We start from the raw sequence: 25,166 nt of genomic DNA, 5'->3' as shown, positions 1-25,166 counted from the left end.
TTCGGTCGCTGAATGTTAGCGCCACCTGACAAGCACGTCAGGGAGTTTGACGGATCACCAGATCACCGCCATCACCCCACGTCACGCCCCCGGAACGTCCGCCGGTACTCCCTCGGCGGGATGCCCAGGCGGGCGGTGAAGGGTGGGCGCAGGGAGACGGCGGAGGAGAAGCCGCAGCGGGTGGCGACCGTGTCGACGGGGAGGTCGGTGTCCTCCAGGAGGTGCTGGGCGGTGAGGATGCGCTGGTCGAGGAGCCAGCGCAGCGGGGTGGTGCCGGTGGTGGCGGCGAAGTGGCGGGCGAAGGTGCGTTCGGACATGACGGCGAGGGCGGCCATCCGGCGCACGGTCCAGGGGGTGTCCAGGGCGGCGAGGACCTCGGTGCGGACGCGCGCCAGGGGGTCGTCGGAGTCGGCGGGCTCCGGGACCGGGGAGGGGATGAACTGGGCCTGCCCGCCGGAGCGGAAGGGTGCGGTGACCATGGCGCGGGCGATGGCCGCCGCCGCGCGTTCGCCGTGGGCGGCGCGGACCAGGTGCAGGCAGAGGTCGATGCCGGCCGCCACCCCGGCGGAGGTCCAGAGCCGGTCCTCGCCGGTGAACAGCACCTCGGGGCGGACGTCCACCGCCGGAAAGCGGCGGGCCAGCAGATCGGTGAACGCCCAGTGGGTGGTGGCGGCGCGGCCGTCGAGGAGGCCGGCCTCGGCGAGCAGGAAGGAGCCCGCGCAGAGCGAGGCGAGGGTGACGCCGTGCTCGTGGGCGGCGCGCAGGGCGGTGAGGACGGCGGGATCGGCGGGCTCGTCGGGCCGTTGCATGCCGGGCACGACGACGAGGTCGCAGTCGGCGAGCGCGTCCAGCCCGAAGTCCGGGACGCGCTCCAGCCCGCCGGCGAACCGGACCCGGGCGCCCTCCGGTCCGCAGATCCGCAGCTCGAACGCGGGCAGGCCGGGGCGGCTCTCCCGGTTCGCCCAGACCTCGCCGATCACGGCGTAGTCGAAGGGCCGGACATCGTCGAAGATCACGCATCCCACCGTCCGCATGGACGGGATCGTAGTGGCAGGACCCGTAGTGGCAGGATCGTATCGATGGGTGGCTCCACTGCCGCTCACGGCGGCGCCCGGGCCCGCCGCAGCATGGACGCATGACGAACACCAGCGCTCTCGACGCCCCGCTCACCATCGACTCCGACGCCGTCCTGGTCGTCATCGACGTCCAGAAGGGCTTCGAGGACCACACCTTCTGGGGCGAGCGCGACAACCCCGGGGCCGAGCAGCGGATCGGCGAGCTGATCGAGGTGTGGCAGGCCACCGGACGGCCGGTCGTGACCGTGCAGCACGCCTCCCCGGCCGGCCCGCTCGCGACGGGCACGCCCGGGTACGAGCTGAAGGACTTCGTGGCGGCGATCACGCCCGACCTGCACATCACCAAGACCGTGAACAGCGCCTTCTACGGCACCCCGGACCTGCACGCCTGGCTCCAGGAGCGGGGTGCCCGGCAGGTGGTGATCACCGGGATCATCACCAACGTCTGCAACGAGACCACGGCGCGGATGGCGGGCAACCTCGGCTACGACGCGGTCTTCCCGCTCGACGCCATGCACGCCTTCGACCTGACCGGCCCGGACGGCGTGACCGTCCCCGCCGCCGAACTCACCCGCGCCACCGGGGCGGTGCTGCACGCGATGCGGTTCGCCAAGGTGGTGACCACCGAGGCGGTGGTCACGGCGGCCAGGACCGGCGAGCCGGCCACCGTCAGCTGGTCCTGACCCGGCCGGTGGCGACCTCGCGCGCACGAGCCGGGAAGGTCTCGGCCAGGAACGCCTCCCAGCTGCGGGCGCCCCGATCGGCGCCGGGCGCGGCCAGGTTGGCGCCCTCCCGGTAGCAGCGGCCCACCGTGCCGGGCACGCGCAGCGCCAGCACCGGGCGGCGCCTGCCGGCGGCCGCCAGGTAGTCGCGGGTCAGGTCGCCGAGCGTGCGCACGGCCGGGCCCGCGAGGTCCGGGACGAGCCCGGCGGGTGCCGCCGAGGCCAGCGCGACCAGCCGCTCGGCGACGTCCCGGGCGTCCACCGGCTCCCAGCGGACGCCGTTGACCGCCGGGACGACCGGCAGCTTGGCCATCGCGGCCACCGTCCTGAGCGTCAGGTCGTGGAACTGGGCGGCGCGCAGCGTGGTGGAGGGGATGCCCGATTCGGCGACCGCCCGCTCGGCCGCGTGCTTGGCCCGGAAGTAGCCGAGCGGCACCCGGTCGGCGGCGATCACCGAGATGTGGACGAGGTGCCGCACCCCGGCCCGGCGGGCGGCGGCGACCAGGGTGCGAGTGGTGGCCTCGTCGTGCTTGGCGTCGCCGGCCAGGTGCAGCACCACCTCGACGCCGGCCAGGGCCGCGTCCACGCCCTCGCCGTTCAGCAGGTCGCCGGCGGCGTACACGACGCCGTCGGCGGCCGGGCGGGGGTTGCGGGTGAGCACCCGGACGTCCTGCCCGGCCGCGCGCAGCAGCGGCACCACGTGACGACCCAGGGTGCCGGTGCCGCCGGTCACCAGGACAGGGGCGCCGGCCGGGTTCACGGCGCCGGTCGAGCGGGTCGGGTTTGTCATGGTCGTCTCTCCTTCGCCGACCGGAAGCCGGGCCTCCGGTGGAGCCGTTAGGTTTCGTGGTTCCGGAGCTTTGACCCTCGGCGACGAAGGAATGTGACACGGGTGGACGAAAGAACTCTGGCCGCCGGATCCATGGGGGACGCGGAGCCGTTCGAGGCGCACCGGCCGCAGCTGCGGGCCGTCGCCTACCGGATGCTGGGCTCGCTCGCCGAGGCGGAGGACGCCGTCCAGGACACCTGGCTGCGCTACGACCGCACGGACACCTCCGGGGTGGAGAACCTCGGCGGCTGGCTGACCACGGTGATCGGGCGGCTCTGCCTCAACCGGTTGCGCGCGCGAGCGTCGCGCCGCGAGGAGTCCTTCGAGTCGCGGACCGAGGCGGGCGTCGAGGAGCCGCCGCGGATACCGGACCCGCTGATCGGACGGGCGGACGCGCCGGACCCGGAGCAGGAGGTGCTGCTCGCCGACTCGGTGGGGCTGGCGCTGATGGTGGTACTGGAGTCGCTCTCCCCCGCCGAGCGGGTCGCCTTCGTGCTGCACGACCTGTTCGCCGTGCCGTTCGAGGAGATCGCCCCGCTGATCGAGCGGACGGCGGCCACGACCCGCCAGCTGGCCTCGCGGGCCCGCCGCAAGGTGCGGGGCCGGGCGCCCGCGCCGGACCGGGACCTCGCCCGGCAGCGGGTCGCCGTCGACGCGTTCTTCGCCGCCACCCGCACCGGGGACCTCGACGCGCTGCTGGCCGTCCTCGACCCCGAGGTGGTGCTGCGGGCGGACGGCGGCGCGGGCCGGGAGCGGCGTCCGGTGCTGCTGGCCGGTGCCCGGACGGTCGCGGGGCAGGCGGTCATGTTCCGCGCCCTGTCGCCGTACGCGCGCCCGGCGCTGGTCAACGGCGCGGCGGGCGTCGTGGTGATCGGCGCCAACGGCCGGCCGGTGTCGGTCATGGCGTTCACCGTGGTGGGCGGCGTGATCGTGGCGATCGACGTGCTCAGCGAGCCGGAGCGGCTGGCCGCGCTCGACCTGACGGCGTTCGCGGACTGAGGCGGGGCGACGGCCGCCCCCGCGCACCGAGGAGGGTGCGCGGGGGCGGCCGTCGCGGTCGGTGCGGCGGGCGTCAGCCCTTCTTGGAGATGAAGTCGTACGCGCCGGCCGCCACGTCGTCCAGGTACGGGCCGGCCTGGAACTTCGGGTCACCGGTGTGCTTGCCGACCGAGACGTTGCTGACCAGCGTCGGCTTGCCGTCCCTCACCGTCAGCCAGCCGCCGCCGCTGGAACCGCCGGTCATGCTGCAGCCGAGGGCGAGCATCGGCGGGCGGGTCGGGTCGTAGGACACCCGGCTCGGCTTGCCGCTCTCGCAGCGGTTCAGCTCCATGCCGTCGAACGGCGGGGCCGCCGGGTAGCCGTACTCGGTGATGCTCAGCTGGTCGCGCGGGGCGTTGAACCAGACCGGCACCGCGCCGCCGACCGTCTCCTCCAGTGACTTGCCGCCGTCGGCGGGCTGCACCCGGACGATCGCGAAGTCGTAGTGGGTGGCCGGCGAGCCGTTCTCGCCGCCCTCGGCCTTCCACTGCGGGGAGGTCACCGCCTGGGTGCCGTTCCAGACCCCGTACGGCGCGTACTGGGCCTCCTCCGCCTGCTTGCCGCCGCTCAGCGCGCCGGTGCTGTTGAACGCCGGGATGAAGGAGATGTTGCTGTAGAACTGCCCCGCCTTGCCCTGGTGGACGCAGTGGCCGGCGGTCCACACCAGGTTGCTCTTGCCGGGGTGGGCCGGGTCGGCGACCACGGTGGCGGAGCACTGGTAGTGGCCCAGGCCGCCGGCTGCGTCGGCGCCGCTGCCCGGCTTGTCGGCGAACAGCTTCCCGTGCACACCGGGCTTGGTGTACGGGTGCGGGAGGGGCTGGGCGTTGACGGTCTTGGGCAGCGGGTCGTTGCCGTTGTCGGCGGGCTGCGCGGGCTGGGCGGGCGGCTGCGCCGGGGCCTGCGACGGCTGGCCGGGCTGGGCCGGGGCCTGCGACGGCTGCGCGGGCTGGGCCGGCGGCTGGGCCGGAGCCTGCGAGGCCGGCTGCTGGGTGTTGGACGGCTTCGGCGCCGCGGGCGGCTGCGTCGGCTGCCCCGGCTGGGTCGGCTGTCCCGCCGGCGGCTTGCCGGTCGGGGCGGACGGCGTGCCGGGCTGCGCCGGCGCCTGGGTGGGCTGCCCGGGCTGGGCGGGCGGCTGCGCCGGCGCCTGGGTCGGTGCGGCCGTGGGCGGCGCCGGCGGCGCGATCGGCTCGTTGGGCTTGGCCTTGAGCAGCTTGTCCAGCGTCCAGAAGCCCTTGGCGGCGGCCGGGAGGGCGTAGTCCTTCGCCCACTTCTCCCAGTCCTCGAACTTCCACTTCTTCAGGTCGTCGAGGTTGGCGGGCAGTCCCAGGTTCGGCCCCCCGGCCGAACCCGCCGCCGCCGTCACGGCCGAGTCGGCCGAGCTGTTGTCCGGGCCGCAGGCCGCGGTGGTGAGCATCGTCAGCGCCAGCGCCGAGGCCCCGAGGGCCGTCCTGGCGGTGCGCACGGTACGACGGCGGCCAACATTTCTGTCAGTCGATGACATGAACTTCTATTCCCCCTGTATGAAAAACACCCGGCACCGCCGAAGCGGCGCCGGGTACTGCGCGGGGGAGTATTCCACTATCCGTCAGCGACCACCCAACCCGCCCCCGTCAGCGGCCGACCGAACCGTCCAGCCGCTCACGGATGATGTCGGCGTGACCGGCGTGCCGGCCGGTCTCCTCGATCATGTGCACCAGCAGCCAACGCATCGACGGCGCTTCGGCGTTGGGGCGCAGCGAGCGCACGCCGGGACGGTCGAGCCGGTCGGCCGCCGCGGCGATCACCTCGTTGGCGCGGGCGATCGCCGCGCGGTACTCGGCGACCGACCCCGCCACCGTCTCGTCGCCGGGCGAGGGCGCGTCGTCGTCCCACCGCTCGACCTCGTCGCCCCGGTAGGCCCAGAGGAACCAGTTGAGTTCGACGGCGGTGAGGTGGCGCACCAGCCAGAGCAGGCTGGTGCCGGAGGCGACACCGGGCCGCCGGGCGTCCTCGTCGGAGAGTCCCGCGGTCTTGGCGATCACGCAGTCGCGCAGGTAGTCGAGGAAGGAGAGCAGCGTGGTGTGCTCGTCGGCGTTGATCCCCGGCGGGCGCAGGTCGGTGGGCCCGCCGGCGGCGGCGTCATCGGTCATCTCGCCACACTAACCGCCGGTCCGACACCCGACCTCCCGTCACCAGCCCTGCTTGTGCAGCCAGTCGGCGAGGTGACGGGCGCAGTCGTCGACGGTCTCCCGCCAGGTGTGGCCGGCGCCGTCCCCCGCCTCGTCGCTGACGTGCTTGACCAGGCGGACCGGCAGTCCGGCGCGGTGGGCGACGGTGGCCACGGCGTAGCCCTCCATGTCGACGAGGTCCGCGTGCTCGGCGAGGCGGTCGCGGGCGGCCGGGTCGGAGACGAAGAGGTCGCCGGTGGCCAGCACCGGGCCGTCGCCCTTGCCGACGACCAGCGGGGCGCCGTAGGTGCGGCCGGTCAGGGCGTAGAGGGTCGGGGTGTCGAGGTCGTGCTGGATCACCTGGGTGACGGTGTGGGTGCCCTCCCAGCCGGGGCGCAGGGCGCCGGCGGTCCCGAGGTTGACGACTTCGGAGGGGTGCGGGCCGTCGGCGAGGACGGTGGCCAGCGCGGCGGCGGCGTTGACCTTGCCGATGCCGGTCAGCAGCACCGGCAGGTGGTCGCCGAGGTGGGCGGCCTCCTCCCGGACGGCGACGACGAGCAGCGGTCGGTCGGCGGAGATCGTTCCCAGAAGACGCATGCCGCCATGGTACGGAGGGCCCGGCCGTCGCACCGGCACACGAACCGCCCGTGCCGGGAAGCGGACCGCGCAAAAGGGCCCGTCGCCTCCGGATCGCCCGGGAACCGTTCGCCGCCCGCCGCGCGTCGACCCGTTCGCCGTCCGCCCCTCGCCACGGGGCGGCCCGGGCCGGGGAGGGCCGGGAGCCGCGGAGCAGGGCGGGGACGCACGGCGGGAACGCATCGCGGGAACGCAGGGCGGGGAAGCACAGCTCAAGATCCGCGCAACTCGGGTGTGGCCGTCGGAAGTGACGGCCATACTGCTGGCAACGGCCGGGCCCCGGAGACCGGGGGGCGGGCCACTGGGGAGGGGGAGGCTGGTGGCGACACCGGTGCGTATCGAGAGGCCGGGACCGCCCGTGCCGCGGTCCGGCGGCACCGGGGCGGTGCTCCCGCGGCGCGGTCCGGTCGCCCGGCTGGGGCGGGCCACCCGGACGGCGCCGGGGCGGCTGCGGCTCGCCGGGGTGCTGCTCGCGGCCCTGGCCCTCGCGTTCGGCGCGCTGACCGCCGTCCAGCTGAACTCCCGGGCCGCGGCGGCCGAACGGGTGTTCGGCTCCAGTCAGCCGCTCAGCCAGGCCGCCGCCGACATCAACCGTTCGCTGGCCGACGCGGACGCCACCGCGGCGAGCGGCTTCCTGCTCGCGGGCGCCGAACCGCGGGCGGTCCGGCAGCGCTACGAGCAGGACCTCGCGACGGCCTCCCGGCTGATCTCCGAGGCGGCCACCCGCACCTCCGCCTCCCCGAACCTCGGGGAACTGCTCTCCACCCTCAACCAGAAGGTCCCGGTGTACGCGGGACTGGTGGAGAGCGCCCGGGCCAACAACCGGCAGGGCTACCCGCTCGGCGGCGCCTACCAGCGGTACGCCTCCGAGCAGATGCGCACCGAGCTGCTGCCGGCCGCCGCCCGGCTGTCGGCCGCCCAGAACGAGGTGCTGGCCCGCGACCTGGCCGATGCCCGGGCCACCCCGTGGGCCGGGTACGCGCTGGGGCTGGTGGCGCTGCTGACGCTGGTCTGGGTGCAGCTGACGCTGTTCCGGCGGACCAACCGGGTCTTCAACATCGGGCTGCTGGCCGCCACCGCGTCCGTCCTGGCGGCGGTGCTCTGGCTGACCGTGAGCGCGACAGCCGCCCACTCGGCGCTGGGACGCGGCGAGCGCGAGGGGGCCGCGCCGCTGCGCGCGCTCAACGCGGCCCGGGTGGACGTGCTGACCGCCCGGCTGGCCGAGAACCTGCACTACGTCTCGCGCGGCTCCAGCGCGACCTACGCCAAGCTGTGGTCGACGACCACCGACCACCTGTACACCCGCGACCCGCAGCGCGGCGACGCCACCGGCACCCTGGCGCAGGCCCGGGCGCTGGCGCCGCTGGAGGCCCGGTCCACGGTCGACCAGGCGCTGAGCGACTACCAGCAGTGGAGCGACCGGCACGCCGCGGCCACCGCGCTGGAGAACCAGGGCGACTACCAGGCCGCGCTGGACGCCACCGTGACGGCCAAGGAGGCGGACGCGCCGAAGACGGCCGACGCCGCGTTCAGCTCGGCCGACCAGCAGCTGGCCCGGGCCGCGGTGGTGGAGGAGAGCCGGTTCCGGGACGCGACGCTGGGCGTCGACGGGGACCTGCGCACCGCCGCCGCGGGGGTCGCGGCGCTGGGCCTGGTGGCCGCCGCCGCCGCGCTGGTCGGCCTCGGCCGACGACTGGCCGAGTACCGGTAGAGGGGGGACGGACGGGATGGACACGGTCACGGACCGGGAACAGGAACGGGGACGGGGCCGCGCCACGGCGCTGCGGGCCGCCCGGACGGCGGCGGCGCTGGCCCTGCTGGCCTCCGGCGCGCTGGCGCTCGGCGCGGGCGGGCCGCACGGCGACGGTACGGCCGACGGGCCGGCGCGAGCACCGCTGGCGGGACAACAGGCGCAGCAGGACCAGCAGGACCAGCAGGACCGGTCCGGCCAGGCCGCGGAGCCCTGCGACCTCTACAGGAGCGTCCCGCCGAGCACCGAGGACGGCGCGGCGGTGAAGGCCATCAAGGCCCGCCGCAGCCTGGTCGTCGGCATCGACCTGAACAGCTACCGGTGGGGCTCGCGCAACCCCAACACCGGCCAGCTGGAGGGCTTCGACATCGACCTCGCGCGGGCGATCGGCACCGCGATCATGGGTGACCCGGACAAGGTGGTGTTCAAGGCGGTACCGACCGCCGACCGGATCAAGTACATCAAGGAGGGCCGGGTCGACATCATCGTCCGCACCATGTCGATCACCTGCGACCGGCTCCAGGAGATCGCCTTCTCCCGGCCGTACTTCACCACCAGCCAACGGGTCCTGGTGCCCAGGACCTCACCGGCCAAGAGCCTCGACGAGGCGCTGAACGGCACCACCGCGTGCGCGGCGAACGGCTCCTCCGCCCTGGAGGAGCTGAAGACCCGGCCGCTCAAGCAGCTCGTCCCGGTGGAGAACAACCTGGACTGCCTGGTGCTGATGCAGCTCGGCAAGGTCGACGCGACGATGACCGACGACGGCCTGGCGGCCGGTCAGGCGGCGCAGGACCAGACCGTCAAGGTGCTGGACGGCGACGTGCGGCCGGGCGTGATGGGCGTCGGGATGCTGAAGGAGAGCACCGATCTGACGGCCCGGGTGAACCAGGTGATCAACGACTACTACGCCAGGGGCGCCTGGCGCGGCGCGTACGACAGCTGGCTCAAGCCGTACCTGCGGGACGACGCCGACCGGCACTGGCCGATACCGCGGTGACGGCCGGACGGGCGGGGGCACGCGTTAGGGTCTGTCCGACGGCCGCCCGGGGTCGGGAGCGGTCCCCGGTCGCGGGAACGACGCAGGTGGAGGAGGGGAGGGAACGATGGCGGCTTCGGTCGGCCCGGCGCTGAGCCGGGAGGAGGTGGACCGCGCGCTGGCGCGCCTCGGCGCGGAACGCGACGCGGTCGAGTCGGCGCTGCTCTCCCTCCAGGACCACCCGGGCCTGCGCCTGCTCGACGGCGCCGGTCTGACCGGGCGGACCCAGGAGCGCTGGGCCGTCGCCGGACAGGGCCTGCCGATGCTCTGGGCGCTGTTCGACCGCTACTCCGAGGCACTCGCCTCCGCCCGCGCGGTGCGGGCGCGCAAGGCCCGGCCGGGCGCGCCCGAACTCGCCGAGCTGAGCGAGCTGCTGACCGGCGACGCGGTCACCGTGCCCGGCGGCGCGCCGGACGGCCCGCAGCGCCTCGGCGCGCCCGCCCGGCTGGTCGAGCGGGTCAGCCTGGACGGGCTGATGGACCGGATGAACGCCTGGTACGCCACCGTCCTGGAGGTGGTCTCGGCGGCCGACGCGGTCTGGACGGCGCTGCCCGCCCGGATCGACCTGCTGATCGCCGAGCTGCGCCGGGTGCAGACGCTGGCCGCCTCGCTCGGCGTGCGCGTCGGCACCCATCCGCTCGGCGACGACCTGGACGCGCTGGACGGCGAGCTCGGCGGGCTGCGGACCGAGGTGCGTTGCGACCCGCTGGCGCTCTGGCGGCCCGCCCGCGTCCCCGCGCAGCGCGGCACGGTGCCGGACGGCGGCGCGCTGGCCACGCCGTCCGGGGTGGTGGACACCGAGCGCTTCGACCTGGCCGGGCGGGCGCTGGACGACGTCCGGCTGGAGCTGGAGAACCTGCTGCGGCTGCGCGACGACGCCGAGGAGCGCCTGCAGGGCGTCGGGGACCTGCTGCAGCGGGCCGACGCCACGCTGGCCGAGGCCCGCCGGGCGCGCGGCGAGGTGCTGGCCAAGATCGCCGCCACCGAGGTGCCGGCCGTACCGGGACCGGCCTCGGCACTGCGCGAACGGATCGTGGTGGCCCTGGAGTTGCGGCAGAGCGGGCAGTGGTACCGGCTGGCGCCGCTGCTGGACGCGCTGGAGGACGCGGCGGCCAAGGAGCTGGCCCGGGCCTGGCAGTCGCTGACCGAGGTGACCCAGCCGCTGGCCGTCCGGGCCGAGCTGCGCGGGCGGTTGGACGCGTACAAGGCGATGGCGGCCCGGCTGCGGGTGGCCGAGGACCCGGAGGTGCTGGAGCGCTACGAGAAGGCGCGCTGGCTGCTGTGGAGCGCGCCGTGCGACCTGCGGGCGGCGGCGGGCGCGGTGGCCCGGTTCCAGCAGGCGCTGCGCCCCGCGGCGGGCGGGCCGGACGCCGGCGAGGGCGGAACCGGGCAGGACGGAACCGGGCAGGACGGGGCGTCGGCGGGCGGGGAGCCGGTCGACGGACAGGTTGTCGACGGGCGGGGACAGGGGGGCCGAGGGTGATGGGCGAGACGTGCGTGCGGCCGCAGTGCGGCGGCACCGGGACGATCGACGCGGACGGCTACTGCGACGAGTGCGGGCTCGCCCCGGAGGGCACCTCCTCGGTGCGGACCGCCACCGGACCCACCACCGGATCGGCCACCGGCCCGGCCGTCGGACCGGCCACCGCCACGGCGGCCCCGACGGGCGCGGGCGACCCCTGCCCGCGCGACTGCGCCGGGACGATCGACGCCGACGGCTACTGCGACGAGTGCGGCCTCACCCCGCCCGAGGTCCCGGCCGCACGCTCCGCGACGAGCGGCTCCGCGACGGGCCGCTCCACCTCGCACACCTCCACCGTGGAGATCGCGTTCGACCCGGACACCGGATCGCCCCGCAGCGGCTCGGCCCGTTCGCTGTCCGGCCGCTCCCGCTCGCACCGCTCGACCCGCACCGGCAGCGGCCGCTCGGTCTCGGTGCGCAGCAGCCGCGGCGGCGCCACCGCCAACCGGCACCGCCTCGGCGCGGGCCTGGTGACCGTGCCCACCGTCCCGGCCGCCGACCCGGCGCAGGCGGTGCTGGAGAACCCCGAGGTGCCGGAGCGCAAGCGGTACTGCTCCAAGTGCGACGCCCCGGTGGGCCGGGAGCGGGGCGGCACGCCCGGCCGCCCGGAGGGCTTCTGCACCAAGTGCGGCACCCCGTACTCGTTCACCCCCAAGCTGCGCCGCGGCGACCTGGTCGGCGGACAGTACGAGGTGGTCGGCTGCCTGGCGCACGGCGGCCTCGGCTGGATCTACCTGGCGGTGGACCGCCGGGTCAACGACAAGTGGGTGGTGCTCAAGGGCCTGCTGGACACCGGGGACGAGGACGCGCTGGCGGTGGCCGTCGCCGAGCGCCGCTTCCTGGCCGAGGTGGACCACCCGGGCATCGTGCGCATCATCAACTTCGCCGAGCACCCGGACCTGCGGACCGGCGCCACCGACGGCTACATCGTGATGGAGTACGTCGGCGGCAAGTCGCTCAAGGACATCGCCAACGAGCGCCGCGCCCCGGACGGCCGACGCGACCCGCTGCCGGTCGAGCAGGCCATCGCCTACGCGCTGGAGGCGCTGCCGGCGCTGGGCTACCTGCACCAGCGCGGGCTGGTCTACTGCGACTTCAAGATCGACAACGTGATCCAGAGCGGTGACACCCTCAAGATCATCGACATGGGCGCCGTCCGTCGGTTCGACGACGACGGCCCGATCTACGGCACCATCGGCTACCAGGCGCCGGAGATCGCCGCCGACGGCCCCTCCCCCGCCTCCGACCTCTACACGGTGGCCCGCACCCTCGCCGTCCTCAGCTTCGACTTCCAGGGCTACTCCACCACCTACCGGGACACGCTGCCCGGCCCGGAGTCCGTCCCGGCCTTCGCCGCCTACGAGTCGTACTACCGGCTGCTGGTGCGCGCCACCGACCCCGACCCGGCCCGCCGGTTCGCCTCCGCCGAGGAGATGGCCGACCAGCTCACGGGTGTGCTGCGCGAGGTGCTGGCGCTCCAGGACGGCCGGGCCCGGCCCGCGCTCTCCACCCTGTTCGGACCGGAACTGCGCGTCGTCGACACCGAGTTGGTGGCCCCCACGGTGCAGGTGGGCGCACTGCGGCTGACCGCCGTCGACCCGGCCGGCGCCGCACTCGCGCTGCCCGTCCCCCGGGTCGACCCGGACGACCCCAACGCCGGTTTCCTCGCCACCCTGCTGGCCACCGACCCGCGGGAGGCGCTCGCCGCGCTGGACGGCGCGCCCACCGACTCGCTCGAACGCCGGCTGCGGGCGCTGCGCGCACTGCTCGAACTCGGCCGCGGCCGGCAGGCCGCCGAGGCGCTCGCCGCGCTGGAGCAGGACCACCCGGACGACTGGCGGGTGGTCTGGTACCGGGGCCTGGCCTCGCTGGTCGCCGCCGCCGACCCCGACGCCGCCGGTCCCGCCGCCACCGGTCCCGACACCGCGGCGGCGAACCCCCGCGAACAGGCGCTGCGCGCCGCCACCGAGGCCTTCGACGCCGTCTACGACGCCTTCCCCGGCGAGGCCGCCCCCAAGCTGGCCCTGGCCGTCTGCGCCGAACTCCTCGGCAACGGCGGCGACGCGGCCGAGTTCTACCGTCTGGTGTGGAGCACCGACCAGAGCTACCTGAGCGCCGCCTTCGGGCTGGCCCGGGTCCGGCTCGCCGGCGACGACCGGGCCGGCGCGGTCGCCGTCCTGGAGTCCGTCCCGGCCACCTCCAGCCAGTACACCGCCGCCCGGATCGCCGCCGTCCGGGCCCGGCTGCGCGAGCGGCCCGCAACCGACCCGCTCGGCGCCGACCTCGGCGCGAGCTCCGAGCAGCTGACCGCGCTGCGCCTGGACGACCGCCGCCGCGAGGAACTCGCCGTCGAGGTGCTCGGCGCGGCGCTCGGCTGGGTGACCGCCGGGTCGCCCGGCGGACCCGGCGCTTCCGGCGGATCCGGCCCCGGCCGGACGACCGGCGAGGTCAGCGTGCTGGGACGGCCCGCGGTGGAACGGGAACTGCGGTTCGCCCTGGAGCAGTCCTACCGGGTACTCGCCCGGTTGGCCGACCGGGCCGATACCAGGATCGAGATGGTGGAACGGGCCAACCGGGCCCGTCCCAGGACGTGGGTGTAAGAGATGCCGCAGCAGACCGTGTGCCAGAGCTGTGCCGAGCCGATGGACCCGGAGGACGTCTTCTGCGGCTCCTGCGGCACGAGCCGGGACGGCCGCCCGGCCCCCGGCGCGATGCCGCCCGGCTGGTCCGCCGCCCGGGCGGCCGCCGGCGACGAGGACCATCCGCCGACCCTGCCCAACACGCCCGCCGTGCCCGCCCAGGGCGGTCAGGGCGGTCAGGGCGGTCAGGGCGGTCAGGGCGGTCAGAGCGCCCACGGCGGCCACGGCACGCCGGGCGCGGCCGGGTGCGCCCACTGCGGACTCCACCAGGTGACCGCCGACGGCTACTGCGAGGCCTGCGGCCGCGCCCAGCCGCGCCCCCGCGACCACATGGAGAAGGCGCTGGCCGGCGTCGCCGGGGTCAGCGACCGCGGCCTGCGGCACCACCGCAACGAGGACTCCTTCACCGTCGCCGCCACCTCGCTGCCCGGCGGCGAGCCGGTCGTGGTGGCCGTGGTCTGCGACGGCGTCTCCTCCTCCGACCGGCCCGACCAGGCCTCCGAGACCGCGGTCGACGCCGCCTCCGAGTCGCTGCTCAGCTCACTGGAGGCGGGCACCGACCCCACCACCGCGATGCGCCGGGCCATCGCCGACGCGGCCGACGCGGTGGCCGCGCTCGCCACCGACGGCACCCGGCCGAGCCGGCCCGACGTCAACGCGCCCGCCTGCACCTACGTCAGCGCCATCGCGGCCGGCGGCCGGATCACCGTCGGCTGGGTCGGCGACACCCGCGCCTACTGGATCCCCGACGACCGGCGCTCCGCCGAGCCGTTCCGGCTCACCCAGGACGACTCCTGGGCCGCCCGGATGGTCGAGGCGGGGCTGATGGGCGAGGCCGAGGCGTACGCGGACCCACGCGCCCACGCAATCACCGGCTGGCTCGGCGCGGACGCCGAGGAGGTGGTGCCGCACACCCTCGGCTTCACCCCGCACGTCCCCGGGGTGCTGCTGGTCTGCACCGACGGGCTGTGGAACTACGCCGAGGCCGCCACCGACCTGGCGCAGTACGTCCGGCCGGACGCCCGCACCGAACCGCTGGCCGCCGCACAGGCCCTGGTGCAGTTCGCCGTCGCGGCCGGCGGGCACGACAACATCACCGTCGCGGTGCTGCCGATCGACCCGCCCCCGCCGGCCGAGGACCAGGAGGAGGACGCCCGGACCGCCACCGCGCTCGACCTGCCGGTGGTCACCGCGGGCGGGGACGAGGACGAGGAGGAGTACGAGCCGACCCTGCCGGACATCCCGGTGATCGGCTCCGCCGCCGCCCCGCTGCCGCCGGTGCCCCCGCTGCCCGCCGTCCCGCCGTCGCCCGTCGTGCCGCCGACCGTCCCGCCCCGCCCCACCGTGCCGCCGGCCCGCTGACCCGGCCGTCCCGCCAGGGCCCGCGCCCTCCCGGGCGCGGGCCCCACCACGCTCGCCCCAGCACGGCCACCCGACCTCCGAGCACCGCAGCCCCCGCACCAACCGACCACCCGACGGGAGCCACCGGCCCATGGCAACACTGGCGAAGCCGAACCTGCCCAGGTTCGACGTGGAGATCTTCCAGAACGAGTACCTCGCGGACGGCGCCCGCGAGGTGAACGCCATCGTCACCGTGACCGCGACCGGCGGCGGCACCTCCGGCGGGCGGCCGCTCGGCGTCGCCGACGCCGCGCAGGGCGGCGGGCAGTCCGCCGCGGTGGTGATCCTGGTGGACTGCTCCGGTTCGATGGACTACCCGTCGAGCAAGCTGCGCGGCGCCCGCGAGGCCACCGCCGCCGCCATCGACACCGTCCGCGACGGCGTCGCCTTCGCCGTGGTCGCCGGCACCCACGAGGCCCGCGAGGTCTTCCCCGGCGACGGCACCCTCGCCGTCGCCTCGGCGCGGACCCGCGACCTGGCCAAGGACTCGCTGCGCCGGCTCACCGCGGCCGGCGGCACCGCCATGGGCACCTGGCTCACCAAGGCCGACCAGCTCTTCCTCACCCGCCCCGACATACCGATCCGGCACGCCATCCTGCTGACCGACGGCAACAACGAGCACGAGAGCGCCGCCGAGCTGGAGCGCGTGATCGACCGGGTCGGCGGCCGCTTCACCGCCGACTGCCGGGGCGTGGGCACCGACTGGAAGGTGGAGGAGCTGCGCAGGATCTCCTCCGCGCTGCTCGGCACCGTCGACATCGTCCCCGAGCCGTCCGGCCTGGCCGAGGACTTCCGCTCGATGATGGCCGGCGCGATGGGCAAGCAGGTCGCCGACGTCGCGCTGCGGATCTGGACGCCCGCCAACGCGGTGGTCAGGTTCGTCAAGCAGGTCGCCCCCGCGCTGGAGGACCTCACCGACCGCCGCTCCGAGGCCGGGCCGCGGGCCGGTGACTACCCGACCGGCTCCTGGGGCGACGAGAGCCGCGACTACCACGTCTGCGTGGAGGTCCCGGCGGCGGCCGTCGGCAACGAGATGCTGGCCGCCCGGGTGAGCCTGGTCCTGCCGCCGTCGGTCGTCGGGGGGACGCCCGAGGTGCTGTCGCAGGGCCTGGTCAAGGCGGTCTGGACGGACGACCTCGCCTCGTCCACCCGGATCAGCCCGCAGGTCGCCCACTACACCGGTCAGGCGGAGCTCGCCGCGGCCGTCCAGGAGGGCATGGAGGCGCACCGCGCGGGGGACGTCCACCGGGCCACCGCCAAGCTCGGGGCCGCCGTGCGGATCGCGCACGCGACGGGGAACGAGGGCACCTACCGGCTGCTGCAGAAGGTGGTGGACGTGGTGGACCCGAAGGAGGGTACCGTTCGGTTCCGTAAGAACGTGAGCGAGGCCGACTCGATGATCGTCGAGACCCGGTCGACCAAGACCGTCCGTGTGAAGAAGTGACCGCCGAAGCGTCGACCGGGCCGCGAACCGGCCGGGGCCGGCCCCGGCCGGGCTGGAATTGAGGGGGGACCTGATGCCGATCTGCCCGAGGGGCCATGAGTCGCAGGCCGAGGACTGGTGCGACTTCTGCGGTTTTCCGATGACACCACCGCAGCCACTGCCGCCGCAGCCCGGCGCGCACCCCGGTGCGCCCGGGAACCCGGGGGCGCACGGTGCTCCCGGCACGCCCTACGGGGCCACGCTCCCGCCGGGCGCGCTGCCGCAGCCCGGCGCCGTCCCGCCGCCCCCGGGGGCCGTGCCCCCGCCCCCGCCGGCCGGCCCGCCGTCGGCCCCGCAGGGCTTCCGCGACCTCACCGAGGGCCTGGCCGTCTGCCCGATCTGCCGCAGCCCGCAGACCGGACGGTTCTGCGAGGAGTGCGGCTACGACTACGACCTCTCGGCACCGCAGCGCGCCCCGCAGCCGTTCCCGGCCGCCCCCGCGCCGCCGCCCGCGCCCGCCCCGCTGAACATCCCGGCGGCGTACGGCGGTGCCCCGCAGGCCCCGGCCGCCCCGCACCCGGACCAGCACCCCGGCCAGCACCAGGGCCAGCACCAGGGTCAGCACCCCGGCCTGCACCCGGGTCAGGGCCTGCACCCGAACCCCTACCCCGGCCCGTTCGCCGGGCAGCAGCACGGCGGCCACCCGGGCGAGGCCCCGGCGCTGCCGCCGCAGCCCGCCGTGCCCTCCGGCTACGGCTACCCGCCGCCGGTCCCCGCGCAGCAGGCCCCGGCCCCGGTCGAGCCGCCCGCCCCCACCCAGCCGAACCCGCGGCCCGACGGGCCGTACGGGGCGCCGCCGCCGCGCGAGGACTCCGGCCCGGTCTACGCCCAGCCCGGACCGGCCCGGCGCGGGGACGAGTTCGGCACCTCGTTCCACCTGGCCCCGCCCGCACCGCCGCAGGGCCCGCCCGCCGAGCCGGTGCGGACCACCTGGTTCGCGGTGATCGCGGCCGACCGCGAGTACTTCACCGACATGATGGCCCGCAGCGGTCCGGAGGCGGCCGGGCTGTTCTTCCCGCCGTACTGCCCCGAGCGCCGGATCCCGCTGACCGGGCGCGGCCAGCTGCGGATCGGACGGCGCAGCCAGCACCGCGGAACCGTGCCGGAGATCGACCTCTCGGTCGCGCCGGAGGACCCGGGCGCCTCGCACCAGCACGCCCTGCTGGCGGAGCAGCCGGACGGCGGCTGGGTGCTGGTGGACCAGGACTCCACCAACGGCACCACGGTGAACGGCGGCGCGGAGCCGATCGCCCCGCACACCGCGATCCCGCTGAACGACGGCGACCGGATCCACATCGGCGCCTGGACCACGATCACCGTGCACCGCGCCTGACCCACCGGCACTCGACAACGTTGTAAAACTGATCATCAAATGATGCTTGGACAACTCCCCGCGACGGCCTGCCGCCCCTACCCTCAGTCGTTATGACTGCTGCAATATCCGCCGACGGAATCCGTCAGCGGTACGGGGACGTGCAGGCCGTCGACGGGGTGTCACTCACCGTCGACGCCGGCGAATTCTACGGAATCCTCGGGCCGAACGGCGCCGGGAAGACCACCACGCTGGAGATCCTGGAGGGGATCCGCAAACCCGACGAGGGCCGGATCGAGCTGCTGGGGCTGGCGCCCTGGCCGCGCAACCCCCAACTGCTGCCGCGCATCGGCGTCCAGTTCCAGGCCTCCGCCTTCTTCAACAAGCTCACGGCGCGGGAGACCATCCGCACCTTCGGCTCCTTCTACGGCGTCGGCCCCAAGCGTGCCGACGCCATGCTGGAACGGGTCGGCCTGACCGAGTCGGCGGGGGTGATGACCGACAAGATGTCCGGCGGCCAGGCCCAGCGCCTCTCGATCGCCTGCGCCCTGGTCCACGGCCCGGAGCTGGTGTTCCTCGACGAGCCCACCACCGGCCTCGACCCGCAGGCCCGCCGCAACCTCTGGGACCTGCTGCGCGACATCAACGCCGAGGGCCGCACCGTCGTGCTCACCACCCACTACCTGGACGAGGCCGAGGTGCTCTGCGACCGCGTCTCGGTGATGGACCACGGCCGGATCCTGCGGACCGGGGCGCCCGCCGCGCTGGTCCGCGAGATCGACGACACCGTCCGGATCAGCGTGGAGTCCGGCCAGCTGGCCCTCGACACCGCGCGCGAGCTGCTCACCGCCGCCGGGGCGGAGATCACCTCGCTGGAGGACGACGGCACCTCGCTCTCGCTGTCCACCCGCCTGCCGGCGCCGGTGCTCTCCGTGCTGGCCGAGCAGGGCGCGCTGCGCGGCCTGGAGGTCCGCGGCGCCACCCTGGAGGACGTCTTCCTCCAGCTCACCGGACGGGAGTACCGCGCATGAGCGCCGAGCCCACCACGGCCCGCCCCGCGGCCGGCCCCACGACCGCCTCCTTCGCACCGGGCGGCACGCCCCCGGCGGCCGGCGAGCGCGAGCGGGTCTCCGCCTTCGTCAGCCTCTCCCGGGTGATGCTGGTCTCCTTCCTCCGCGACCGCAGCGCGCTGTTCTTCGTGCTGCTCTTCCCGCTGATGTTCCTGCTGCTGTTCGGCACCCTGCTCAAGGGCGCCACCACCCAGCACGCCAAGGTCGAGCAGGTCGGCGCGGTGCGGCTGCTGGACTCGGTCCAGGGCGAGGCCCGGACCGGCCTGGAGCAGGTGCTGACCATCACCCGGAGCGACGACGAGGCCGCCTCGCTGGAGAAGGTCCGCAAGGGCGATCTGGACGCCGTGATCAAGGAGGGCCCGGACGGCAGGGTCGAGGTCCGCTACAGCGCCGCCGACCAGGTCCGCGCCGGCACCGTCCGGGGCATCGTCAACTCCGTGGTCCAGCAGGCCAACCAGGCCGCCACCGGCAAGCCTCCGGCGTTCACCCTGGAGAGCAGCCAGGTGGAGGACGGCTCGCTCAAGCCGATCCAGTTCCTCACCCCCGGTCTGCTCGGCTGGGCGGTGGCCACCGGCGCGGTGTTCAGCGCCGCGCTGACCCTGGTCGGCTGGCGGCAGAAGAAGGTGCTGCGGCGGCTGCGGCTCGCCCCGGTGAGCGCCGGGTCGATCGTCGCCTCCCGGGTCGCCGTCTCGGTGCTGACCGCGCTCGCCCAGACAACGATCTTCCTGGTCCTCGCCACCCTGCCGTTCTTCGGGCTGAAGCTCACCGGCAACTGGTGGCTGGTGATCCCGCTGGTGATCTGCGCGACCATCGCCTTCATGTCGATCGGTCTGCTGGTCGGCTCGATCGCCAAGACCGAGGAGGCGGCCAACGGCTTCGCACAGATCATCGTGCTGCCGATGTCGTTCCTGTCCGGCTCGTTCTTCCCGACCGACGACATGCCGGGCTGGCTCAAGGCCGTCTCCGAGGCGCTGCCGCTGAAGCACCTGGTCACCTCGGCGCAGTCGGTGCTCTCCCGGGGCGGCGGCGTGATGGACGCGCTGCCGACCATGGGCGGGCTGCTGCTCTTCGCCGCCGTGCTGACCGGCATCTCCTGGAAGCTGTTCCGCTGGGAGGACTGAGCACGCGGCGCCGCGCTCGGTCGTGGCGGGGTCGTACGCCTGCGGTCCTGGTCCCCAGGTCCCGGTGTACGGCCCCGCCGCCGTCTGCGACCATGGTCGGGTGAACGAGATCCGGCGTGGCACGCTCAGCGAGGAGACCTTCTTCGAGCAGGTCGGCGGCGAACCGACCTTCCGGCGGCTGGTCCACCGGTTCTACCAGGGCGTCGCCGAGGACGAGTTGCTCCGGCCGATGTACCCGGAGGAGGACCTCGGGCCGGCCGAGGAGCGGTTCGCGCTCTTCCTGATGCAGTACTGGGGCGGCCCGCGCACCTACAGCGAGCAGCGCGGCCACCCGCGGCTGCGGATGCGGCACGTGCCGTTCAAGGTGGACCGGGCCGCGCACGACGCCTGGCTGAAGCACATGCGGACGGCCCTGGACGAGCTGGGCCTGCCCGAGGACGCCGAGCGCCAACTCTGGGACTACCTCACCTACGCCGCCGCCTCGATGATCAACACCGAGGGCTGACCGGGGCGCTGCGCCCCGGCGCGCATCGGGGACGGGCCCCTACCCGAGCGGGCTGAGGCCGAGCCCCGCGCCGGGCGCGGCCGCCGTGCGGACCGCCACCGACCCCGCCGGGGCGGACAGCCGCAGCCAGCCGCCGGCCCGGTGCACGGTCAGCGGGGCCTGCGGGGCCAGGAAGCCGATCACCTGGGCCGCGTGGGCGGCACGCAGCGGCAGTTCGGGCAGGACGGTCAGCGGGCGGGACCAGATCTCGTCGGCCAGCGCGTCGAGCACCGCGCGGGTCCGGTGGTGCGCCGGGACGGCCTCGCTGCGCTCGCGGAACTCCCGCACGGCGGCGGCCACTTCGAGGCGCACCTGGGCGGCGGGCGAGGTGCCGGCCGGCCGCCAGCCGGTGCGCGGCGGCAGCAGCCCGGCCCAGGCCGGGCCGGTGACCGGGGCGGGCAGCGCGAGGCCGTCCGTCGTGGTGTCCACGCCGTCCAGCAGTTGCCCGGCCGAGACCGTCAGGTCGAGCGGCCCGTCGAGCCGGGCCAGCCGCGCGGTGCGCACCACCAGCGCGCCCGAACCGCCCAGCGGCAGCCGCCCGAAGACGGCCAGGACGCCGCCGTCCGGTCGCGGCACCCCCTGCAGCCGGACCGACGCCGTCTTGTCGAAGCGCAGCAGACGGACCAGGAAGGCGGCCAGGTCGGCGGCCTCCCCGGTGTCGGCGAGGGCGAGGGCGGCGGTGCTGTTCAACGCTTCGGCTCACATCCGGGCATCGGGCGTACGGGTTCGGGCGGGGCGGGCGCGGTCAGACCGCGACGGCCGGCTCCTCGTCCATGAAGCGTGCCAGGAACTCCCGCTCCACCGCGCTGATCCGGCGCGGCCGGCCCTCGGCGAGGTCGTAGGGCACCACCACGGTGGACGCCCGGACGTAGACGGTCTCGGTGCCGTCCTCGGCGGTGTCCTTGATCTCGTAGGAGACGGTCAGCGAGGCCCCGCCTATCCTGGTCACCCAGGTCTCGATGGTGACCGGCTGCGGCCGGTGCACCAGCGGACGCTTGTAGTCGATCTCGTGGCGGGCCACCACCGAGCCGCCCGCGAACTCGCCCGCGCCGGCCTCGGCGGCCTGGGTGAACATGAAGTCGATCCGGGCCTCCTCCAGGTAGCGCAGGAAGACCACGTTGTTGACGTGCCCGAAGGCGTCCATGTCGGACCAGCGCAGCGGGCAGGCGTAGATGTGGCGTGCCACGGAATCTCCTCGACGTCCGGTGGGCCGCCGGCGGTGGTGCCGGTCGGGCCGCGGCCCGGCAGGCCGGCCCCCACGGGGCGGGCGGCCTGCCGGGCCGTCGTCACGACTGGGTGTCAGCCGCGGGTCAGCTTCTTGTAGGTGGCCCGGTGCGGACGGGCGGCGTCCGCGCCCAGCCGCTCGATCTTGTTCTTCTCGTAGGACTCGAAGTTGCCCTCGAACCAGAACCACTTGCTCTCGCCCTCGTAGGCGAGGATGTGGGTGGCGACCCGGTCCAGGAACCAGCGGTCGTGCGAGATGACCACGGCGCAGCCGGGGAACTCCAGCAGCGCGTTCTCCAGCGAGGAGAGGGTCTCGACGTCGAGGTCGTTGGTGGGCTCGTCGAGGAGCAGCAGGTTGCCGCCCTGCTTGAGGGTGAGCGCCAGGTTGAGGCGGTTGCGCTCACCGCCGGAGAGCACGCCGGCCGGCTTCTGCTGGTCCGGGCCCTTGAAGCCGAACGCGGAGACGTAGGCGCGGGACGGCATCTCGACCTGGCCGACGTTGATCCAGTCCAGACCGTCGGAGACGACCTCCCAGAGGGTCTTCTTCGGGTCGATGTTGGAGCGGGTCTGGTCGACGTAGCTGATCTTGACGGTCTCGCCGACCTTGACCGTGCCGCTGTCCGGGGTCTCCAGGTCCTGGAGCATCTTGAACAGGGTGGTCTTGCCGGCGCCGTTCGGGCCGATGATGCCGACGATGCCGTTGCGCGGCAGGGTGAAGCTGAGGTCGTCGATCAGGACCTTCTCGCCGAAGGCCTTGTTGAGGTTCTCGACCTCGATGACGACGCTGCCCAGACGCGGGCCCGGCGGGATCTGGATCTCCTCGAAGTCCAGCTTCCGCATCTTGTCGGCCTCGGCGGCCATCTCCTCGTAGCGGGCCAGACGCGCCTTGGACTTGGCCTGGCGGCCCTTGGCGTTGGAGCGGACCCACTCCAGCTCTTCCTTGAGCCGCTTGGCGCGCTTGGCGTCCTTCTGGCCCTCGACCTTGAGACGGGACTGCTTGGTCTCCAGGTAGGTGGAGTAGTTGCCCTCGTACGGGTAGGCGCGGCCGCGGTCGAGCTCCAGGATCCACTCGGCGACGTTGTCCAGGAAGTACCGGTCGTGGGTGACGGCGACGACGGTGCCCTTGTACTTCTCCAGGTGCTGCTCCAGCCAGTTCACCGACTCGGCGTCCAGGTGGTTGGTGGGCTCGTCGAGCAGCAGCAGGTCGGGGGCCTCCAGCAGCAGCTTGCAGAGCGCCACGCGGCGCTTCTCGCCACCGGAGAGCTTGGTGACCGGCCAGTCGCCGGGCGGGCAGCCCAGGGCGTCCATGGCCTGCTCCAGCTGGGCGTCCAGGTCCCAGGCCTCGGCGTGGTCCAGCTCCTCCTGGAGCTTGCCCATCTCGTCGAGCAGCGCGTCCGAGTAGTCGGTCGCCATCTGCTCGGCGATCTCGTTGAAGCGGTCGAGCTTGCCCTTGATCTCCTTGACGCCGTCCTGGACGTTCTCCAGGACCGTCTTGGACTCGTCCAGCGGCGGCTCCTGGAGGAGCATGCCGACGGTGAAGCCGGGCGAGAGGAAGGCGTCGCCGTTGGAGGGCTGCTCCAGACCGGCCATCATCTTCAGCACGGTGGACTTACCGGCACCGTTGGGGCCCACGACGCCGATCTTCGCTCCGGGGAGGAAGCTGAGCGTCACGTCGTCAAGGATGACCTTGTCTCCGTGCGCCTTGCGCACCTTGCGCATCGTGTAGATGTATTCCGCCACGTGAGATCGCTCCGGCGTCGTCGGGAGTAATTCGGCTTGCAGCCTTCCATTGTGCCGCACCCGGCCCGGAGCCCCGAACCGCCGGGTACCCGTCCGCCGGTGCCCCGCAGGGGCGTCCCGCACGCGGCGCGGCCCGGCTCCCCGCACGCGTGGTGCGGGGAGCCGGGCCGGGTGTCACCGGATCACGCCCTGCCGGGCGGTGCTCCGGGCCGTGTTCCGGAACGTGCTCCGGGTCGGGCCTCAGGCGGCGTTGCCACCGCGGCGGCGGCGCAGCAGGAAGACCGCGGCACCGCCGGCCACGACCAGACCGCCGGCGACGGCGGCGATGACCGGGGTGGCGTCGCTGCTACCGGTCTGGGCCAGGCCACCGGTGGCGGCGGGCGCCGTGGTGGCCGGGGGCAGCGGGTGGGCGGCCGTGGTGGTGGCGGAGGCCGACGGGGTGGCGCTCGGGGTGGCCGGCTTGGCGGTGGTGGTGGTCGGGGCCGGGCTGGTCGGCGCCGGGGTCGACGGCTTGGCGGTCGTCGGGGTGGCGGACGGGCTCGGCGTGGTCACGCTGGCGGTCTTGCAGTCCAGGATGCCCTTGAAGTTCTTGGTGAAGCCGTTCGGGCCGGTCACCGTGATGTCGTAGGCGGTGTCCTCCTCCACCTTGACGACCAGGGTCTCGATCTTGCCCGGCTGGACGGTGAGGTCCTTGCCCGGCTTCACCGAGACCGCGGCGGCCTCGTCGCCGCCGTTGGCCACGGAGACCTTGACGCCGTTGGCGACGCACTCGACAACCGCGGTGCTGTCGATCAGCGGGCCCTTGCCGGCCTGCCAGGTCGCCTTGGTGGCGTCCTTGACGCCGAGCTTGGTGGAGCCGGCCAGGATCATGGTCTGGCTGTGCTTGGCCGGGGTGTAGCCCTTGCTGAGGAAGACACGGCCGCTGGGCACGACGGTCTCGGCGGCGGCGCTGACGGTGGCGGTGCCGTCCGGGGTGCCCGCGGGCACGTCCAGGAACAGCTGGGTGTCCTTGGCGACCGGGCCGGTCAGACCGTTGACCTCCTTGCCGTCCTTGTCGACCAGCTTGACCTTGTCGGCGGAGTCGCCGCCGACGGCGAGCTTCACCTCGTTGGCGCTGGAGTTGATGGTGAACGGACCGAGCTTGTTGCCCGGCTTGCCGGACGCCGAGTCGGGGGTGAGGCTCAGCGAGGGCTTGGGCTCGGCGGCGATGCCCTTGTTCTTCTCGCTGACGAGGTAGTCGCGCAGCTGCTTGGCCTCGGCGTCGACCGGGGTGGCGGTCTTGCCGTCGGAGAACTTCCAGATCGCGGCCTGGGTTCCGGCGGCGGCGTCCTCCTTGGTCAGCTCGCCCTTGACGCCGGCGGCGTCGGCCAGCTTCTTGAGGTCGGTGACCTGCGGGTAGGAGTTCTCCAGGATCCAGCGGATCTTGGAGGCGTCCTCGGCCTTGTCCGGGCGGCCGAGCGAGCTCGACTTCCAGTCGGACTCCTGGTACTCGACGCCACTCTTGATGTCGACGGGGTGGTCGATGTCGATGCAGTACGTCTGGATCTCGCCGTCGGGCGTGGTGAGGGTGAAGAGGCCGCCCTGGATGGAGTGGCTGCCCTCGATGGCGATCTCCTCGCTCATCAGGGTCGGCTTGATCACCGCCGTGACGGCCCCGCCGGGGGCGTCCGCCGCAGCCGCCGCACCGGCCGCGAACAGGCCCCCGCCCAGCGCAACGCTGGTCGCGAGCATGACAGTAGTGATGCGGGGAAGCGTCCGCCCCTGCCTCTGCAACATCTTGGGATCCCTCCGGGCCGGGCCATGCCGATGGGCAGCCCGCCTTGCCTGCCGCGCCCCCTGTGGCGCTGCTTCATGATGTGAACCAGACGCATCCTAT

Annotated in this window: 21 protein-coding genes; 12 read left to right on the top strand and 9 right to left on the bottom strand. The window is 74.4% G+C overall.

Going from position 1 to position 25,166, the window contains the following annotated elements; all coding sequences use genetic code 11:
* Positions 1 to 71: 71 nt before the first annotated feature.
* Positions 72 to 1,034, bottom strand: coding sequence for a GlxA family transcriptional regulator (locus tag ACFU9E_RS13295; RefSeq protein ID WP_380683642.1), 963 nt, complete (start codon positions 1,032 to 1,034; stop codon positions 72 to 74).
* Positions 1,035 to 1,135: 101 nt separating this feature from the next.
* Between ACFU9E_RS13295 and ACFU9E_RS13290 the strand changes: the two genes are divergently transcribed.
* Positions 1,136 to 1,759, top strand: a complete 624-nt coding sequence (locus tag ACFU9E_RS13290; protein ID WP_380683641.1) for a cysteine hydrolase family protein — start codon at positions 1,136 to 1,138, stop codon at positions 1,757 to 1,759.
* On the opposite strand, the gene ACFU9E_RS13285 is transcribed toward ACFU9E_RS13290, so the two are convergent.
* Positions 1,746 to 2,588, bottom strand: coding sequence for an SDR family oxidoreductase (locus ACFU9E_RS13285; protein WP_380683640.1), 843 nt, complete (start codon positions 2,586 to 2,588; stop codon positions 1,746 to 1,748). The genes ACFU9E_RS13290 and ACFU9E_RS13285 overlap by 14 nt on opposite strands.
* Before the next feature lie 132 nt (positions 2,589 to 2,720).
* Here ACFU9E_RS13285 and ACFU9E_RS13280 point away from each other — a divergent pair, with 132 nt between their 5' ends.
* Complete coding sequence (locus ACFU9E_RS13280) at positions 2,721 to 3,626, top strand: sigma-70 family RNA polymerase sigma factor (protein ID WP_380683654.1); 906 nt, start codon at positions 2,721 to 2,723, stop codon at positions 3,624 to 3,626.
* 73 nt (positions 3,627 to 3,699) lie between these two features.
* Here ACFU9E_RS13280 and ACFU9E_RS13275 read toward each other — a convergent pair whose 3' ends face one another.
* The 3 genes from ACFU9E_RS13275 to ACFU9E_RS13265 all read right to left on the bottom strand — a co-directional run bounded on the left by ACFU9E_RS13275 (position 3,700) and on the right by ACFU9E_RS13265 (position 6,409).
* Complete coding sequence (locus ACFU9E_RS13275; protein ID WP_380685025.1) at positions 3,700 to 5,127, bottom strand: trypsin-like serine peptidase; 1,428 nt, start codon at positions 5,125 to 5,127, stop codon at positions 3,700 to 3,702.
* A gap of 148 nt (positions 5,128 to 5,275) precedes the next feature.
* On the bottom strand, positions 5,276 to 5,794 hold the full coding sequence (locus tag ACFU9E_RS13270; RefSeq protein WP_380685024.1) for a DinB family protein: 519 nt from the start codon (positions 5,792 to 5,794) through the stop codon (positions 5,276 to 5,278).
* Positions 5,795 to 5,833: 39 nt separating this feature from the next.
* On the bottom strand, positions 5,834 to 6,409 hold the full coding sequence (locus ACFU9E_RS13265; RefSeq protein ID WP_380685023.1) for a nucleosidase: 576 nt from the start codon (positions 6,407 to 6,409) through the stop codon (positions 5,834 to 5,836).
* Positions 6,410 to 6,806: 397 nt separating this feature from the next.
* On the opposite strand from ACFU9E_RS13265, the gene ACFU9E_RS13260 reads away from it, so the two are divergent.
* The 10 genes from ACFU9E_RS13260 to ACFU9E_RS13215 all read left to right on the top strand — a co-directional run bounded on the left by ACFU9E_RS13260 (position 6,807) and on the right by ACFU9E_RS13215 (position 20,287).
* Positions 6,807 to 8,159: a hypothetical protein gene (locus ACFU9E_RS13260; protein ID WP_380685021.1), complete on the top strand. Its 1,353-nt coding sequence runs from the start codon at positions 6,807 to 6,809 to the stop codon at positions 8,157 to 8,159.
* 16 nt (positions 8,160 to 8,175) lie between these two features.
* Positions 8,176 to 9,195 carry a glutamate ABC transporter substrate-binding protein gene (locus ACFU9E_RS13255; RefSeq protein WP_380685020.1) on the top strand — a complete coding sequence of 340 codons (1,020 nt, stop codon included), beginning with the start codon at positions 8,176 to 8,178 and terminating at the stop codon, positions 9,193 to 9,195.
* A 106-nt stretch (positions 9,196 to 9,301) separates the two neighbouring features.
* Positions 9,302 to 10,717 carry a hypothetical protein gene (locus ACFU9E_RS13250; RefSeq protein ID WP_380685019.1) on the top strand — a complete coding sequence of 472 codons (1,416 nt, stop codon included), beginning with the start codon at positions 9,302 to 9,304 and terminating at the stop codon, positions 10,715 to 10,717.
* Entirely contained in the window at positions 10,717 to 13,356 is a 2,640-nt protein-coding gene (locus ACFU9E_RS13245) for a tetratricopeptide repeat protein (protein WP_380685017.1), read from the top strand. The genes ACFU9E_RS13250 and ACFU9E_RS13245 overlap by 1 nt, the downstream gene beginning before the upstream one ends.
* A 3-nt stretch (positions 13,357 to 13,359) precedes the next feature.
* Positions 13,360 to 14,757, top strand: coding sequence for a PP2C family protein-serine/threonine phosphatase (locus ACFU9E_RS13240; RefSeq protein ID WP_380685016.1), 1,398 nt, complete (start codon positions 13,360 to 13,362; stop codon positions 14,755 to 14,757).
* Between the two features lie 130 nt (positions 14,758 to 14,887).
* Positions 14,888 to 16,240, top strand: coding sequence for a VWA domain-containing protein (locus ACFU9E_RS13235; protein ID WP_380687511.1), 1,353 nt, complete (start codon positions 14,888 to 14,890; stop codon positions 16,238 to 16,240).
* Positions 16,241 to 16,379: 139 nt separating this feature from the next.
* The gene (locus tag ACFU9E_RS13230; RefSeq protein ID WP_380687509.1) at positions 16,380 to 17,612 is read left to right on the top strand and encodes an FHA domain-containing protein; all 1,233 of its coding nucleotides are present in this window, start codon (positions 16,380 to 16,382) and stop codon (positions 17,610 to 17,612) included.
* A 92-nt stretch (positions 17,613 to 17,704) separates the two neighbouring features.
* Positions 17,705 to 18,622, top strand: a complete 918-nt coding sequence (locus ACFU9E_RS13225; RefSeq protein ID WP_380687507.1) for an ABC transporter ATP-binding protein — start codon at positions 17,705 to 17,707, stop codon at positions 18,620 to 18,622.
* Complete coding sequence (locus ACFU9E_RS13220; RefSeq protein WP_380687505.1) at positions 18,619 to 19,782, top strand: ABC transporter permease; 1,164 nt, start codon at positions 18,619 to 18,621, stop codon at positions 19,780 to 19,782. The genes ACFU9E_RS13225 and ACFU9E_RS13220 overlap by 4 nt, the downstream gene beginning before the upstream one ends.
* A 100-nt stretch (positions 19,783 to 19,882) precedes the next feature.
* On the top strand, positions 19,883 to 20,287 hold the full coding sequence (locus ACFU9E_RS13215) for a globin (protein ID WP_380687503.1): 405 nt from the start codon (positions 19,883 to 19,885) through the stop codon (positions 20,285 to 20,287).
* A gap of 39 nt (positions 20,288 to 20,326) precedes the next feature.
* On the opposite strand, the gene ACFU9E_RS13210 is transcribed toward ACFU9E_RS13215, so the two are convergent.
* From ACFU9E_RS13210 to ACFU9E_RS13195, 4 genes are all read right to left on the bottom strand, one after another.
* On the bottom strand, positions 20,327 to 21,016 hold the full coding sequence (locus ACFU9E_RS13210; RefSeq protein WP_380687501.1) for a hypothetical protein: 690 nt from the start codon (positions 21,014 to 21,016) through the stop codon (positions 20,327 to 20,329).
* 55 nt (positions 21,017 to 21,071) lie between these two features.
* Positions 21,072 to 21,512, bottom strand: coding sequence for a thioesterase family protein (locus ACFU9E_RS13205; protein ID WP_355368561.1), 441 nt, complete (start codon positions 21,510 to 21,512; stop codon positions 21,072 to 21,074).
* 113 nt (positions 21,513 to 21,625) lie between these two features.
* A complete protein-coding gene (gene ettA, locus ACFU9E_RS13200; RefSeq protein ID WP_355368563.1) occupies positions 21,626 to 23,290 on the bottom strand; it encodes an energy-dependent translational throttle protein EttA in 1,665 nt (554 codons plus the stop codon).
* Between the two features lie 240 nt (positions 23,291 to 23,530).
* Complete coding sequence (locus ACFU9E_RS13195; RefSeq protein ID WP_380688750.1) at positions 23,531 to 25,021, bottom strand: Cys-Gln thioester bond-forming surface protein; 1,491 nt, start codon at positions 25,019 to 25,021, stop codon at positions 23,531 to 23,533.
* Positions 25,022 to 25,166: the final 145 nt, after the last annotated feature.

The organism is Kitasatospora sp. NPDC057595, assembly GCF_042800875.1.
Taxonomy (GTDB): Bacteria; Actinomycetota; Actinomycetes; order Streptomycetales; family Streptomycetaceae; genus Kitasatospora.
The sequence above is the reverse complement of the archived record's forward strand: the minus strand, read 5'-3'. Positions and strand labels throughout refer to the sequence as shown.

Bases quoted from the DNA above. Each gene is read 5' to 3' on its own strand.
- ACFU9E_RS13280 (WP_380683654.1), top strand. From the start codon at position 2,721: ATGGGGGACGCGGAGCCGTTCGAGGCGCACCGGCCGCAGCTGCGGGCC.
- ACFU9E_RS13265 (WP_380685023.1), bottom strand. From the start codon at position 6,409: ATGCGTCTTCTGGGAACGATCTCCGCCGACCGACCGCTGCTCGTCGTC.
- ACFU9E_RS13245 (WP_380685017.1), top strand. From the start codon at position 10,717: ATGGGCGAGACGTGCGTGCGGCCGCAGTGCGGCGGCACCGGGACGATC.
- ACFU9E_RS13250 (WP_380685019.1), top strand. From the start codon at position 9,302: ATGGCGGCTTCGGTCGGCCCGGCGCTGAGCCGGGAGGAGGTGGACCGC.
- ACFU9E_RS13285 (WP_380683640.1), bottom strand. From the start codon at position 2,588: ATGACAAACCCGACCCGCTCGACCGGCGCCGTGAACCCGGCCGGCGCC.
- ACFU9E_RS13220 (WP_380687505.1), top strand. From the start codon at position 18,619: ATGAGCGCCGAGCCCACCACGGCCCGCCCCGCGGCCGGCCCCACGACC.
- ACFU9E_RS13195 (WP_380688750.1), bottom strand. From the start codon at position 25,021: ATGCTCGCGACCAGCGTTGCGCTGGGCGGGGGCCTGTTCGCGGCCGGT.
- ACFU9E_RS13240 (WP_380685016.1), top strand. From the start codon at position 13,360: ATGCCGCAGCAGACCGTGTGCCAGAGCTGTGCCGAGCCGATGGACCCG.
- ACFU9E_RS13255 (WP_380685020.1), top strand. From the start codon at position 8,176: ATGGACACGGTCACGGACCGGGAACAGGAACGGGGACGGGGCCGCGCC.
- ACFU9E_RS13230 (WP_380687509.1), top strand. From the start codon at position 16,380: ATGACACCACCGCAGCCACTGCCGCCGCAGCCCGGCGCGCACCCCGGT.
- ACFU9E_RS13225 (WP_380687507.1), top strand. From the start codon at position 17,705: ATGACTGCTGCAATATCCGCCGACGGAATCCGTCAGCGGTACGGGGAC.
- ACFU9E_RS13235 (WP_380687511.1), top strand. From the start codon at position 14,888: ATGGCAACACTGGCGAAGCCGAACCTGCCCAGGTTCGACGTGGAGATC.
- ACFU9E_RS13270 (WP_380685024.1), bottom strand. From the start codon at position 5,794: ATGACCGATGACGCCGCCGCCGGCGGGCCCACCGACCTGCGCCCGCCG.
- ACFU9E_RS13295 (WP_380683642.1), bottom strand. From the start codon at position 1,034: ATGCGGACGGTGGGATGCGTGATCTTCGACGATGTCCGGCCCTTCGAC.
- ACFU9E_RS13290 (WP_380683641.1), top strand. From the start codon at position 1,136: ATGACGAACACCAGCGCTCTCGACGCCCCGCTCACCATCGACTCCGAC.